Below are 14,850 nucleotides of genomic sequence, written 5' to 3'. Positions count from 1 at the left end.
AGACCGTGAGAAATCACGGTCTGTTTTTTTATGCTAAAATTGTTCACCCGTCATAAGTGACATGAAATGTTTGAAGAAGCGGTTATAATCAAAATCAATTGCTATTTGATGACTCGGCCAATCAATAAATGGTTTAGATTCTCCTAAAGAGCGAAATTCTCCAATGCTTGCCCCCTGTGCATAAGATTCTGTCATGACAACGATAGGTGACTTGTGATAGGTAAACATAGAGTTATCAAGTAAAGCGAGTATTGGTATTGTGTCATGGAAGGGGCTCCCCTTTAAATGTGGTAGGGCGTCTTTATAATATCCGTAGTAATAATGATCAAATAACGTTTTGACAAGTGGAGCTTTTCCTTTTGCCTCAATGTACTCTGCCATTTCTGGTGTAATGATGGAGTATTGAGTGACGTTTAATGGGTATATGTACATGTTAGCTGTGGATTGAAGGACTATATTAGCGGCAGTAGGATCGCCATAAAAGTTTGCTTCGGAAATAGGGGTAACATTACCAGGATGTAAAAAGGCACCGCCCATTACATAGTAAGATTTAATTTGTTTCATTAACTGTTTGCACATGATAAACAAAATTGCTAGGGAGGTAAGTCTTCCTAAACTCACAATAATTAATTCATCTTTATACTGTTCAATAAGAGGAATGACTTCAAAAAAATTCTCCATTTCTCCGTTAGTCACATTCACCTTTGGAATAATTGGCCCAAGCCCCTGTTTCCCATGTACATCCGTAAAAAACGCAGGTGGGGCACCAGTAAGGGGACGTTCTGAACCACCGAATATCTTGATATTTCTATTCTTTGTTTCGTTATTAAAAAAATGAGCATTTTCTACGGCCATTTTTTTTGGAACATTGCCGTAATCAGCAACGATACCGACGATTTCTATTTCATCGATAAAGAATGCTAAGAGGAGAGCCATCGTATCATCAATCCCAGGATCACAAAAAATGAGAACTTTTTTGGGCATATGTTCACCACCTATCTTGTTTATCCCGTACAAACCAGCTTGGTGAGGGCTAATAATCAATAAGGATGAGGGGAATCTCATTGATTAAAGTTTCACTTTATATATATGTAAGTTTAAGAATAAAAAGATTATTTTATTGAAATAATAGTCTTTTAAATTCAGAAAATAAAAACTTTTTATATTAGGTCAAGGTTTTTGACATAATTTTCGTTTAGAAATGCAGTCGTATCAAGGTTGTAAGCGTATAACATAGGCTGTTTTTGCTGTCAAGTTGATAAATTGCAGCTTTTTACAATTTATACTATGATAAAGATATTAACAGAAGATCGTATAAACATGAGGGATGATGAACATGAAATTTACAAAGATTCTTGTCCAAATTGCTGCTCTTTACGTGTTTTATATGGTTGGAACTTGGGTGCAAGAAATGTTAAATATTCCAATTCCAGGAAGTTTGATTGGGATGTTCCTCTTACTTGTTTTACTTAGCCTAAAAGTTCTTCCAGTGAAATGGTTCGATTTAGGAGCAGAAACACTCGTTGCTATTATGCCGTTTTTATTAATTCCGCCAACGCTTGGCCTAATGAATTACGGTGCTTTTTTTATGAGTAAAGGAATTTCTCTTTTCATTACAGTTGTAGCGAGTACATTTTTAATTATTATTGTCGCAGGACATACAGGACAATATCTTGCGAATAGGAAGGAAAGAGAGTCGCGATGAGCCAAATATTAATCGGAGTCGGTTGGGTTCTTTTTACGGTGCTATTATATCAATTATCTAAAAAAATCTATAAATTATTTCCAACACCATTCACCATTCCAATGCTTGTAGCAACTGGATTAATGGCTTTCCTATTTATCGTGCTTGATATACCATATCAACATTATATGGAAAGTGGTGGTGGCTGGATTGCAAAGCTACTTGGACCCGGTGTTGTAGCATTTGCAATTCCTCTTTATAAACAACGTCATGTTCTGCAAAAATATGTTGTACCGATTGCTGGCGGGGTATTAGTAGGTACAACAGTTGCAATCGCTAGTGATTTTGCGATTGCTTCACTTATGGGAACGGATAAAAGCTTAATCTTATCGTCATTACCAAAATCGGTGACAATGCCAGTTGCGATGAGTGTTTCAGAGCAAGTCGGTGGTGTACCTTCCTTAACAGCAGCTTTCGTTGTTATCGCAGGTATTACTGGAACGATTACAGGACCCCTTTTATTAAAATGGAGCCGTGTTACAAACTCAGTTGGTAAAGGTATCGGATTTGGATGTGCTTCTCATATTATGGGCGTGATGAGAGCGATGAAAAATAACGAACATGAAGGTGTTATTGGATCGGTAACAATGACATTAACAGCAATTTTGACATGTTTACTTGGACCGTTATTTGCGATGATGTTTATGTAATAGAAGAAAAGCGAGAGCGCCTCTATAGCTCTCGCTTTTCTATAGAATTTATGCTACAGTTACAATAACTGAATCTTTGTAGGAGGTACGCCAAGTGCATACGTTATTATCAGTTTTACTTATTATTGTATCGATTTTAATGATTGTTATGGTACTTATGCAATCTAGTAATAGCTCAGGCCTTTCAGGTGCAATTTCAGGCGGTGCGGAGCAATTATTTGGTAAGCAAAAGGCACGTGGAATTGAAGCGGTATTAAACCGTATTACAATTGTTTTAGCTGTATTGTTCTTTGTATTAACAATTGGTGTTACGTACTTCAATTTATAGAATTGAAAGAAGAAGCGTTAGTGAATGGTACTAATGGTTCTTCTTTTTTTGTTTTGCTATTTGAAAGATGTTTCTAATTAGATTATAGAAATACAAATATGGTACACTAGATATAGAAAGAATACGACTAGATTACAGAAGAGAAAGAGGAGAAATACATGATGAAATTAGCATCTCCGAAACCATTTACATTTGAGGGTGGAGACCGCGCTGTTTTATTACTACATGGATTCACAGGGAACTCAGCTGATGTACGTATGTTAGGGCGTTTCTTAGAAAAGAAGGGCTATACTTGTCATGCGCCAATTTATAAAGGGCACGGTGTACCACCAGAAGAGCTTGTTCATACAGGGCCTACAGATTGGTGGCAAGATGTAACGGAGGCATATCAGCTTTTAAAAGATAAAGGTTTTGAGAAAATTGCTGTTGTTGGATTGTCACTTGGCGGCGTATTTTCTTTAAAATTAGGTTATACAGTACCGGTTTTAGGTGTAGTACCAATGTGTGCACCGATGTATATTAAGAGCGAAGAAACGATGTACCAAGGTATATTGGCATATGCCCGCGAATATAAAAAACGTGAGCAAAAATCACCAGAACAAATTGAACAAGAAATGTTGGAATTCCAAAAGACACCGATGAATACATTAAAAGCATTACAACAATTAATTGCTGACGTACGTAACAATGTGGATATGATTTATGCACCAACATTTGTTGTACAAGCACGTCATGACGAAATGATTAATACAGATAGTGCTAACATTATTTATAACGGTGTAGAATCTACGTTAAAAGACATTAAATGGTATGAAGACTCTACGCATGTCATTACACTTGATAAACAACGTGACGAGCTACATGAGGATGTATATAACTTCTTGGAGCAACTAGATTGGTAAGATCTAGTTGCCTCTTTTTTTCATAAGGAATTTTTTGTGAAAACTGTAAAAATCATAAGGGGAGTATTGAAGTTTCACTTTATACATCCCCTATCTTTCGGATACACTAAATAATATAAGGTTTTAAAGGAGGTATTTTTGCTTGGAAGAAATCATACAAGAACATATTGATAAGTTGTTATTATTTATGAGAGAAGAAGCGTATAAACCGCTAACGATACAAGAGTTAGAAGAGGCATTTGGGATTGAAGGTTCTGAGGGCTTTAAAGATTTCGTAAAGGCACTTGTAACGATGGAAGAAAAGGGACTTGTTATTCGTACTCGTAGCAACCGTTACGGTCTTCCTGAAAAGATGAATTTAATACGCGGTAAGTTAATTGGACATGCACGTGGTTTTGCATTCGTTGTACCAGATGAGAAGAAAACAGGAGACGATGATCTTTTCATCCCGCCTACAGAATTAAACGGTGCACTTCATGGCGATACAGTATTAGCACGCCTTAGTTCTCAATCGAGTGGTTCGCGTCAAGAAGGTTCAATTGTACGCATTTTAGAACGTGGAACGAAAGAGCTAGTTGGTACATATACAGAATCGAAAAACTTTGGATTTGTTATACCTGACAATAAGCGCTGGACGAGTGACATTTTCGTATTGAAAAGTGCATCTATGGGCGCTGTAGAAGGTCATAAAGTAGTTGTGAAAATTACGAGCTATCCAGAGAATCGTTTAAGTGCAGAAGGTGAAGTTATTCAAATTCTAGGTCATAAAAATGATCCAGGAGTAGATATTTTATCTGTCATTCATAAACATCACTTGCCTTTAGCGTTCCCTGAAGAAGTGATGGAACATGCAAACAGTGTACCAGAAACGATTTCAGAAGAAGATTTAAAAGATCGCCGTGACCTACGTGATCAAATGATCGTAACAATTGACGGTGCAGACGCGAAAGATTTAGATGATGCTGTTACAGTAACGAAGCTCGAGAACGGTAACTACAAGCTTGGCGTTCACATTGCGGACGTAAGTCATTACGTTCAAGAAGGTTCTCCAATTGATGTTGAAGCAGCGGAAAGAGCGACGAGTGTGTATCTTGTTGACCGTGTAATTCCGATGATTCCACACCGTCTATCTAACGGTATTTGTTCATTAAATCCGAAAGTAGACCGTCTGACATTATCTTGTGAAATGGAAATCAACAACTTAGGTGATGTTGTTAAACACGAGATTTTCCAAAGTGTGATTAAAACGACAGAGCGTATGACGTATGCTGACGTAAGAAGCATTTTAGAAGATGAGGACGAAGAGTTAATTAAGCGTTATGAGCCATTAGTACCGATGTTTAAAGAGATGGGGCAATTGGCACAAATTCTACGTGAAAAACGTATGCGCCGTGGTGCAATTGACTTTGACTTTAAAGAAGCGAAAGTATTAGTAGATGAAGAAGGAAAACCGACTGATGTTGTTATGCGCGATCGTTCTGTATCAGAGAAGTTAATTGAAGAATTTATGCTTGTTGCGAATGAAACAGTAGCAGAGCACTTCCACTGGATGAACGTACCGTTTATGTACCGTGTCCATGAAGATCCGAAAGAAGATAAGCTAGAGCGTTTCTTCGAGTTTGTAACGAACTTCGGATATGCCGTAAAAGGACGTGCGAATGAAGTGCATCCTCGCGCGCTACAACAAATTCTTGAAATGGTTCAAGGACAGCCAGAAGAAGTAGTTATTTCAACAGTTATGCTTCGTTCTATGAAGCAAGCTCGTTACGATGCGGATAGTTTAGGACATTTCGGTTTATCAACTGAGTTCTACACACACTTCACATCACCAATTCGTCGTTACCCAGATACAATCGTTCATAGATTAATTCGTGAATACATTATTAACGGTAAAGTCGACAACGAAACGCAAGCAAAATGGCGTGAAAAATTACCTGAGATTGCAGAGCATTCTTCTAATATGGAACGTCGTGCTGTTGAAGCAGAGCGTGAAACAGATGAGATGAAAAAAGCAGAGTATATGGTTGATAAGATCGGTGAAGAGTATGACGGTATGATTAGCTCTGTAACAAACTTCGGTTTATTCGTAGAGCTTCCAAATACAATTGAAGGTCTTGTACACGTTAGTTATTTAACGGATGATTACTACCGTTATGACGAGCAACATTTCGCTATGATCGGAGAACGTACAGGAAACGTATTCCGCATCGGTGACGAAATTACAATTCGCGTTATTAACGTAAACAAAGACGAGCGTGCAATCGACTTTGAAATCGTTGGCATGAAAGGCACACCTCGCCGTAAGTTCAAAGATCGTCCAGTCGTTATCGAGCAGCCAAGAACAGGCAGAAAGAAACGCGGTGGACGTAGCGAGCGCAGTAATGAGCGCGGCGGTGAACGTGGCACAGGTAGAAAATTTGACCGTGGTGGTAAAGGAAAAGGAAGAGGATCTGCATCTGCATCCGCTTCTGCTAGCCAGCCGGGAAAAAAAGATGGTAACGGTAAGAAGAAAAAAGCATTCTTCGAAAACGTACCAGGATTCAAGAAGAAAAAGAAAAAGCGTAAGTAAGAAAAGAGTGGCTTCGCTTTGATGAAAAGCGGGGCCGTTTTCTTTTTTCTTCGTGGCTTGAGAGCGAGCCACTTTCGCTTTTTATCGGAATCCAGCTACAGTGGCTAGAATGTTCGGCGGCTTCACTTCTTCCCGAGAGGCAAAGAGCGCCTCAAGGTCAGAAGCTCCATCCATCTCACATTCTGAACGAGCCACTTTCGCTTTTTGATGGAATCTAGCTACAGTGGCTAGAATCTGTTGGCCATTTCACTCCCTCGGACGAAGCAAAAAGCGCTTCTCTGTCGGGAGTTCCAATGTCCAAAGATTCTGAGCGAGCCACTTTCGCTTTTTAGTAACATTTGTTACAATAGTAAAAATAGAGGAGGGACGTTATATGCCAAAGGGTACAGGTAAGGTTATTGCACAGAATAAAAAAGCATTTCATGATTATTTCATCGAAGAAACATACGAAGCAGGGCTTGTCCTTCAAGGAACGGAAATTAAGTCGATTCGCGCTGGACGCGTAAACTTGAAAGATGCGTTTGCACGTGTACATAATGGTGAAGTATGGGTTCATAATATGCACATTAATACGTACGAACAAGGGAATCGTTTCAACCATGATCCACTTCGTACGAGAAAATTACTTCTGCATAAAAAAGAAATTGATAAACTAGCGGGCGCTGCGAAAGAAACAGGTTACGCATTAGTTCCACTTAGAATTTATTTGAAAAATGGATTTGCAAAGATGGCACTTGGTTTAGCAAAAGGTAAGAAGCAATACGATAAACGTCACGATTTAAAAGAGAAAGAAGCTAAACGTGAAATTGCACGCGCGTTCCGTGATCGCCAAAAGATGTAATACAGATATTTACATTTGTAAAATGGAGCGCGTATGTTATAATAATTTATGTAAGGTTGTTGCACATTGAAAAACAGCTCTTAGTAGCTATCACGATATTTTCTTCGTATGCTCCATTTTTATCATGGGGACGTTACGGATTCGACAGGGATAGTTCGAGCTTAGGTTGCGAGTCGAGGGGATCGGCCTCGTTAAAACGTCAAAGCCTATAATTGGCAAACAAAACAATCTTTCTTTAGCTGCTTAATTGCACTAAAGGTTCCTCCCTCCATCGTCCATGTGGTAGGGTAAGGGACTCAAACTAAGTGGACTACGCCGGAGTTCGCCGTCTGAGGACAAAGGAAGAGAACAACCAGACTAGCAACTTGGAAGCCTGTCGATAGGCCGAAGAGTTCGCGAAATGCTAATATATCGACTACACTCGTAGAAGCTTAAGTGCCGATATTTTTGGACGTGGGTTCGACTCCCACCGTCTCCACCAATACATATTTGGTGGTTTTTTTATTTTGTATGATATGAACCATAACTTTGCCAGGTTGACGAGGTTATGGTTCTTTTTGTTTGTGGTTTTATAGAATGCTGAAGTTGATGGGACGATATCCCTGAAATAGAAAATGAAGAAATGGTTATTGACGATAAGCAGGTAGATAATATAGCTGCTAGTAAACGCCCAATTGTTGAGTTCTTATTATTTTTTCACTTTATTCGAATCTTCATATGTTTTGTGTTTTTATCCATACCTATTGTAAGATTATATAGAGTTCTCCTAATAAACTGTTTTAATGGATTATTTAGGGGTTTTAAATTTATAAATCTTAAATTATTTTTTCGGGATAATTTTTTTATCTAAATAATTTATATTGAAGTAGAGGTGAACCATCGGTGAAGCAGGTGTTGGTGATTAAAAATGAACGGTCTTCAGCAAAGAAAATCGTAAGCGGTTTAACGCAAGAAGGCTATTTCATTTTAAAACTTCACAATGAAAACGAAGGTTTAAATATAATATATGAACAAGATTGGGATATTATCATATTGGATTGGGATTCATTAAGTATACCGGGACCAGAAATTTGTAGACAAATACGACTTGTTAAAACGACACCGATTATTATTGTGACCGACAATATTTCTAGTAAGGATTGCGTAGCAGGGTTACAAGCAGGAGCAGATGATTATATAAGAAAACCATTTGCGAAAGAAGAATTAGTAGCAAGGGTTCAAGCAATTTTAAGGAGAAGTGATTGTAACCAGCAAAAGGAGATAAACTTTTTTCAGTTTAAAGATCTCTTTGTTGATGCATCTAGCAATATTGTGAAAAAAGGTGGCAAAAACCTCTCGCTTACTAAGCGGGAGTACGATTTACTTGTATTTTTAATCAAGAATAAAAACACAATATTGAGCCGTGAAATGATTTTGAATCAAGTATGGGGATATAATATAGTAGTAAATCCAAATGTAGTAGACTTATATATTGGGTATGTAAGAAAAAAGTTAAAGTGCGAGAAGAAAGAGAGATATATTCAAACGATACACGGCAGAGGCTATTCAATGATTGAATGATAAAATAAGGTAATAGAAAACGAGTAAAACTATTTCATTCAGTTTTACTCGTTTTTTTGTTAAATGTGATAATCAAATAGTTTCTGAGAAGTATTAAAAGATGTAAAAAAAATGGATTATAAAAATATTAGCTATTAATGGGCGTGTTTTGTAGAGGAAATTATGGCTAATCAATACGCCCGACGTCACATATTACTTTCTATGCCTGATTTTATGAATTCACACCATTCACAAGATTTTCACAGAATTAATGACTATACTAATTAACAGGATGTTCAAATGAAAATGATTATCAATAGCGATTCAATTGAATAAAAGTTACCTTCTAATTCAATCTATGGATGTCATCATTTTCGAAATAAATCACACTATAAGGAGTATACATATGAAAAAATCTATGCTTTTAAAATTAGTGAGTATTCTAGCAGTTTTCACTTTAATGTTAGTAGCTTGCTCAGATTCAAGTAAAGAAACTTCGAAGGCTAATAATAAAGATAATGGTAGTGATAAGCCAAAAACGGTTGAAATCACTGATGCTCATGGAACTGTTAAAGTCCCTGTAAACCCAAAGAATGTAGTTGCTTTGGATAACAGAACGTTTGAAACTTTATCTGATTGGGGAATTAAATTAGCGGCTGCTCCAAAGGATATCATGCCTGCTGATTCAGCATATAAAAAGGATGAAAAAGTTCAAAATATTGGGAATCACCGTGAACCAAATCTAGAAATTATTGCAGCGGCAAATCCTGAACTTGTAATTGTTGGTCAAAGATTTGCTGACCATTACGAAGAAATCAAAAAATTAGTACCAAATGCAGCAGTTATTGATCTTAATTTTGATGTTTCTGAGAAAGCTACTAAGCCTGGCGAAAACTTAGTAAAAGGACTTAAAGATTCTACAATTACTTTAGGAAAAATCTTTAATAAAGATAAAGAAGCTAAACAATTAGTAGCTGATTTTGATAAATCTATTGAAAAAGCAAAATCTGCTTATAACGGAAAAGATAAAGTTATGAGTGTTATCGTTACTGGTGGTAATATTGGTTTTGCTGCTCCACATTCTGGTCGTGTTTGGGGACCAATGTATGAAATTTTCGGTTGGACTCCAGCGTTAGAAGTTTCAAATTCTACTGCAGGTCATAAAGGTGATGACGTTTCTGTTGAAGCTATTGCACAAACAAATCCTGATTGGATTTTCGTATTAGATCGTGATGCTGCAACATCTGATGCAGCTAAGTCAACACCTGCTAAGGATGTTATTTCTAAATCACCTGCTCTTCAAAACACAACTGCTGTTTCTAAAAAACAAGTTATTTATGCACCAGAAGATACTTACACGAATGAATCAATTCAAACTTATATAGAGTTATTTGGAAATATGGCAAAAACTTTAGCTAAGTAGTGTAAAGGAGTACGAAACAGTGTCAAAAAATATGATTTCTAGGGTTGAGAATATTTCTCAACCCCAGTTTTATAATCAAAATAAAATATGGACAAAACCTTTTATAATAGCAGTTATAGTTGTTATAATTTTAGGGATTATATCACTGTTTACTGGAGTTTATGATATACGTGGACAAGAGGACGGGACAGAGATGTTTTTCATAACTCGTGTTCCGAGAACAGCTGCATTAATGCTTACTGGAGCTGCGATGGCGATGGCAGGGCTCGTCATGCAACTCATTACACAGAATCGCTTTGTTGAACCTACTACAACGGGGACTATTGAATGGTCAGGCTTAGGCCTGCTTTTTGTGTATTTATTATTTCCTGCCCCGACTTTAGTTCAAAGAATGACTGGTGCAATCATTTTTTCTTTTATAGGAACTATGATTTTCTTTCTATTTTTAAGAAGAGTTAAGCTTCGTTCGTCTTTAATTGTTCCGATTATTGGATTGATGCTTGGAGCAGTAATTTCTGCAGTGTCTACTTTTTTAGGACTCCTTTTTCAAAAGACGCAAAGTATTGAAACTTGGTTTGTAGGTTCATTTGCTAACATTCAGGTGGGAAGATATGAATATTTATGGCTGATTGTTATCATTACTTTTCTTATTTTTATGTATGCTAATAGATTGACTTTAGCTGGACTAGGAGAAGATGTCGCAACAAGTCTTGGAGTTAATTACAATAGAATTGTTCTTTTTGGGACTGCTCTTATCTCTGTTGCAGTTGGAATTGTTGCAGCTGTTATTGGACACTTACCTTTCTTAGGATTAATTGTGCCAAATATCGTTTCAATGTTTAGAGGTGATGATCTTAGGAGTAATTTACCTTGGGTTTGTGTGATCGGAATGGGATCAATAACTGCCTGTGACATCATTTCTCGAACAATTATACAGCCTTTTGAATTACCTGTTTCTTTAATACTTGCAACAGTGGGAGCAGTCGTGTTTATTACTATTTTATTGAGAAAAAGAAAACCAAGGAGGCTACGATGATCACATTAGAATATAGAAAAAAAGAAAATGTCGAAATCGATTCTAGCCTTCATAATGAAAGTAGATCAGCTAGCGCTTTTCGGTCTAAGAAGGAAGCAAGACGTTATTGGATTTTACTGATAACATTGATTGCTTTAGGTCTTCTTTCTTCATATGGACTTTTAGTTTATAACAATCCAGTTCCGATAGATTCACCTTCTTTTATCCCAGTCGTTAAGAGAAGGATAGTAGCTATTGTTGCAATGATTATTGCTGCGGTTTGCCATAGCTTGTCGACAGTTGCCTTCCAATCTATTACGAATAATAAAATTATTACTCCATCGCTTTTAGGTTTCGAATCACTTTATTCAGCAATTCAAACGAGTACAGTATTCTTCTTTGGTGCTAGTGCGTTAATAAATTTTAATGGAATTGGATCATTTTTATTCCAAGTTGTTGTTATGGTCTTCATGAGTTTGATACTTTATGGATGGTTACTTTCCGGTAAATACGGGAATTTACAACTTATGCTTTTAGTTGGAATTATTATTGGTACCGGGCTAAATTCTGTGTCAACTTTCATGAGAAAACTACTTGCGCCTTCAGAATTTGATATTTTACAAGCAAGACTATTTGGTTCTGTTAATCATGCAGATCCTGCATATTTTCCTATTGTAATTCCTATGATCATAATTGTAGCGGTATTAATTTTTGCTCATTCTAAGAATTTGAATGTTTTATCACTAGGAAAAGATGTTGCTACTTCTTTTGGAGTTAAATACCAACCTAGTGTAATTTATACGCTTGTATTAGTAGCTATTTTAATGTCCATTTCAACAGCTCTAATTGGGCCACTTACTTTCTACGGCTTTTTAGTGGCAACTTTGAGTTATCAGGCAGCGTCAACTTATGATCATAGATATATTTTTCCGATGGCTTTTGCTATAGGATTTTTAATAATGACGAGCGCATACTTTTTAATGTATCATGTATTCCATGCTCAAGGTGTAGTTTCAGTTATTATTGAATTATTTGGTGGAATCATATTCTTAACTATAGTTTTAAGGAAGAGGGCTTTATGATAAAAATTGATAATGTTAAAAAGTTCTATACTGATAAGGTAAAAATAGGACCTTTGGATATTGAAATACCAAAAGCAGGCTTTACTTCTTTAATTGGACCAAATGGTGCTGGAAAGTCAACGACACTTTTGATGATTGGCAGACTTTTAGATATGGATGAAGGCCAAATTCAGGTAGCAAATATGGATGTTTCTGAATCCAAATCAAAAGACTTAGCAAAAGTTTTGACTATATTGCGACAAGAAAATCATTTTGTAACTAGGCTTACAGTTAGACAATTAGTTGGATTTGGGCGCTTTCCTTATTCAAAGGGAAGGTTGACTAAAGAAGATGAGGTTATCATTTCTAAATATATCGATTTCTTAGATTTAACTAGTTTAGAGAATAGATATTTAGATGAGCTTTCTGGTGGTCAAAGACAAAGGGCATATGTAGCGATGGTACTGTGCCAAGAGACGGAATATGTACTTTTGGACGAACCTTTGAACAACCTTGATGTTGCTCGTTCTGTTCAAATGATGGAGCATTTAAGACGTGCAGCTAATGAATTTGGAAGAACAATTTTGACGGTTATGCATGACATAAATTTTGCAGCTAAATACTCGGATAAAATTTGTGCTATGAAAGATGGACAAATTGCTGCTTTTGGAACAGTAGAAGAGGTTATGGACTCAACACTTTTGACAGATATTTTTGAAACAAAAATAGAAATTATTAATGGTCCTTATGGGCCAATAGCAGTTTATTAGTTATAAAATGTCTTGCGTAGATTATGCAAGACACTCTAGTTGAAGTTGCTGTCTGTATTTTATAGGCAGCAGCTTTTTTTATGTGATTACTTATAAAATGCAAAAGAATGCTTCACCTTTTCAAGTATGTACCAAGTGGAAAAAATATCTCTGTATAATTTTTCAAAAGAATTCAGCTTGTTTTTTTATATGTAATATTGCATATCAGAGTGTATTGATAAAAGTGTAAGGGGTCACTATAATGAGGGCATAAAGATAAATCATATTTTCGTAGCAATAAAAAGGAGGAAATAATATGGAAATCGCAATGGCAGTTTTAAAATTTGTAGGTGGCGTAATCCCGTTAATTCAAGAACTTTTAAAAGCATTTATGTAAATTTATTAGTTAGCAATCATTTATCAATCATTATCATATTTTACTAAAAAAAGAACGGGGTGATTTTTCTGAATATTAAGAAAAACACTAAAAGAAGAAAGTTCCTTGCATGTTTATTAGTTAGTCTATGCACTATTAATTATTCATCTATTTCCTTCGCAGAAACACAAGCAAGTAATGCAACTGATGTAACCAAAAATGCTAGTGGCATTGATACTGGTATAGCAAATCTTAAATATAATAATCAAGAGGTTTTAGCTGTAAATGGTGATAAGATAGAGAGTTTTGTTCCGAAAGAAAGTATCAATTCAAATGGTAAATTTGTAGTAGTGGAACGCGAGAAAAAATCACTTACAACGTCACCAGTCGATATTTCAATTATTGATTCTGTAGTGAATCGCACGTATCCAGGAGCTGTACAACTTGCAAATAAAGCTTTTGCAGACAATCAACCGAGTTTATTAGTGGCTAAGAGAAAGCCTTTGAATATTAGTATAGACTTACCGGGCATGAGAAAAGAAAATACAATCACTGTCCAAAATCCGACATATGGTAATGTAGCTGGAGCAGTAGACGATTTAGTATCTACTTGGAATGAAAAGTATTCTACAACACATACGTTGCCTGCAAGAATGCAGTATACGGAATCCATGGTTTATAGTAAATCGCAAATCGCAAGCGCTCTTAATGTTAACGCTAAATATCTTGATAACAGTCTAAACATTGATTTTAATGCGGTTGCAAATGGAGAGAAAAAAGTGATGGTAGCGGCGTATAAGCAAATATTTTATACGGTAAGTGCTGAACTACCTAACAATCCATCCGACCTTTTTGATAATAGCGTTACTTTTGATGAGTTAACTCGAAAAGGCGTAAGTAATTCGGCTCCACCTGTTATGGTTTCAAATGTAGCTTATGGTAGAACGATTTATGTAAAATTAGAAACAACATCTAAGAGCAAAGATGTACAAGCTGCTTTTAAAGCCTTACTTAAGGATAACAGCGTTGAAACAAGTGGACAGTATAAAGATATTTTTGAAGAAAGTACCTTTACTGCTGTAGTATTAGGCGGAGATGCGAAAGAGCATAACAAGGTTGTTACTAAAGATTTCAATGAAATCCGAAATATTATTAAAGATAATGCTGAATTAAGTCTTAAAAATCCAGCATACCCAATTTCATATACAAGTACTTTCTTAAAAGATAATGCAACTGCTGCTGTTCATAACAATACAGATTATATTGAGACGACAACTACAGAATATTCAAGTGCTAAAATGACACTTGATCATTATGGTGCTTACGTTGCTCAATTTGATGTATCTTGGGATGAATTCACATTTGACCAAAAGGGTAACGAAGTACTAACACATAAAACATGGGATGGTAGCGGAAAAGACAAAACGGCTCATTACTCTACAGTTATCCCTCTTCCACCGAACTCAAAAAATATAAAAATTGTAGCAAGAGAATGTACAGGTCTTGCATGGGAATGGTGGAGAACAATTATTAATGAACAAAACGTTCCATTAACAAATGAAATAAAAGTTTCAATTGGAGGAACAACATTATATCCAACAGCTAGTATTAGTCATTAAGTATAAAAAAAGCGCCCTATAAGTAGGGCGCTTT

The 14,850-nt window shown here is 36.1% G+C and carries 13 protein-coding genes and 1 other RNA gene; 13 read left to right on the top strand and 1 reads right to left on the bottom strand.

The features are described from left to right. Positions 1–33: 33 nt before the first annotated feature. Positions 34–984, bottom strand: a complete 951-nt coding sequence (locus tag C3Y97_RS25845) for a nucleoside hydrolase (RefSeq protein WP_001125051.1) — start codon at positions 982–984, stop codon at positions 34–36. 352 nt (positions 985–1,336) lie between these two features. On the opposite strand from C3Y97_RS25845, the gene C3Y97_RS25840 reads away from it, so the two are divergent. From C3Y97_RS25840 to alo, 13 genes are all read left to right on the top strand, one after another. Next, positions 1,337–1,705 carry a CidA/LrgA family holin-like protein gene (locus C3Y97_RS25840; protein ID WP_000673222.1) on the top strand — a complete coding sequence of 123 codons (369 nt, stop codon included), beginning with the start codon at positions 1,337–1,339 and terminating at the stop codon, positions 1,703–1,705. Next, the gene (locus C3Y97_RS25835; RefSeq protein ID WP_000078309.1) at positions 1,702–2,394 is read left to right on the top strand and encodes an LrgB family protein; all 693 of its coding nucleotides are present in this window, start codon (positions 1,702–1,704) and stop codon (positions 2,392–2,394) included. The genes C3Y97_RS25840 and C3Y97_RS25835 overlap by 4 nt, the downstream gene beginning before the upstream one ends. A gap of 94 nt (positions 2,395–2,488) precedes the next feature. Next, entirely contained in the window at positions 2,489–2,722 is a 234-nt protein-coding gene (secG, locus tag C3Y97_RS25830) for a preprotein translocase subunit SecG (RefSeq protein WP_000557264.1), read from the top strand. Between the two features lie 161 nt (positions 2,723–2,883). After that, positions 2,884–3,624 carry a carboxylesterase gene (estA, locus tag C3Y97_RS25825; protein ID WP_000761986.1) on the top strand — a complete coding sequence of 247 codons (741 nt, stop codon included), beginning with the start codon at positions 2,884–2,886 and terminating at the stop codon, positions 3,622–3,624. A 142-nt stretch (positions 3,625–3,766) separates the two neighbouring features. Next, a complete protein-coding gene (gene rnr / locus C3Y97_RS25820) occupies positions 3,767–6,193 on the top strand; it encodes a ribonuclease R (RefSeq protein WP_000391087.1) in 2,427 nt (808 codons plus the stop codon). Positions 6,194–6,566: 373 nt separating this feature from the next. Continuing rightward, positions 6,567–7,034: an SsrA-binding protein gene (gene smpB, locus C3Y97_RS25810; protein WP_001123919.1), complete on the top strand. Its 468-nt coding sequence runs from the start codon at positions 6,567–6,569 to the stop codon at positions 7,032–7,034. A 126-nt stretch (positions 7,035–7,160) separates the two neighbouring features. Next, positions 7,161–7,515: a transfer-messenger RNA gene (gene ssrA, locus C3Y97_RS25805) on the top strand. A gap of 401 nt (positions 7,516–7,916) precedes the next feature. After that, complete coding sequence (locus C3Y97_RS25800; RefSeq protein WP_000815812.1) at positions 7,917–8,594, top strand: response regulator transcription factor; 678 nt, start codon at positions 7,917–7,919, stop codon at positions 8,592–8,594. 385 nt (positions 8,595–8,979) lie between these two features. Next, the gene (locus tag C3Y97_RS25795) at positions 8,980–9,996 is read left to right on the top strand and encodes a siderophore ABC transporter substrate-binding protein (RefSeq protein ID WP_000749448.1); all 1,017 of its coding nucleotides are present in this window, start codon (positions 8,980–8,982) and stop codon (positions 9,994–9,996) included. 19 nt (positions 9,997–10,015) lie between these two features. Then, on the top strand, positions 10,016–11,032 hold the full coding sequence (locus C3Y97_RS25790) for an ABC transporter permease (protein ID WP_000042076.1): 1,017 nt from the start codon (positions 10,016–10,018) through the stop codon (positions 11,030–11,032). Continuing rightward, positions 11,029–12,093 carry an iron chelate uptake ABC transporter family permease subunit gene (locus C3Y97_RS25785; RefSeq protein WP_000631245.1) on the top strand — a complete coding sequence of 355 codons (1,065 nt, stop codon included), beginning with the start codon at positions 11,029–11,031 and terminating at the stop codon, positions 12,091–12,093. Before C3Y97_RS25790 ends, C3Y97_RS25785 begins: the two co-directional genes overlap by 4 nt. Continuing rightward, positions 12,090–12,842 carry an iron ABC transporter ATP-binding protein gene (locus C3Y97_RS25780; RefSeq protein WP_000590071.1) on the top strand — a complete coding sequence of 251 codons (753 nt, stop codon included), beginning with the start codon at positions 12,090–12,092 and terminating at the stop codon, positions 12,840–12,842. Before C3Y97_RS25785 ends, C3Y97_RS25780 begins: the two co-directional genes overlap by 4 nt. Before the next feature lie 435 nt (positions 12,843–13,277). Beyond that, positions 13,278–14,816 (top strand): anthrolysin O/cereolysin O family cholesterol-dependent cytolysin Alo, encoded by a 1,539-nt coding sequence (gene alo / locus C3Y97_RS25775; protein ID WP_000576723.1) that lies wholly within the window; start codon positions 13,278–13,280, stop codon positions 14,814–14,816. Positions 14,817–14,850 lie beyond the last annotated feature (34 nt).

Source organism: Bacillus sp. DU-106 (genome assembly GCF_004799705.1).
In the GTDB taxonomy this organism is placed as follows: Bacteria; Bacillota; Bacilli; order Bacillales; family Bacillaceae_G; genus Bacillus_A; species Bacillus_A cereus.
The sequence above is the reverse complement of the archived record's forward strand: the minus strand, read 5'-3'. Positions and strand labels throughout refer to the sequence as shown.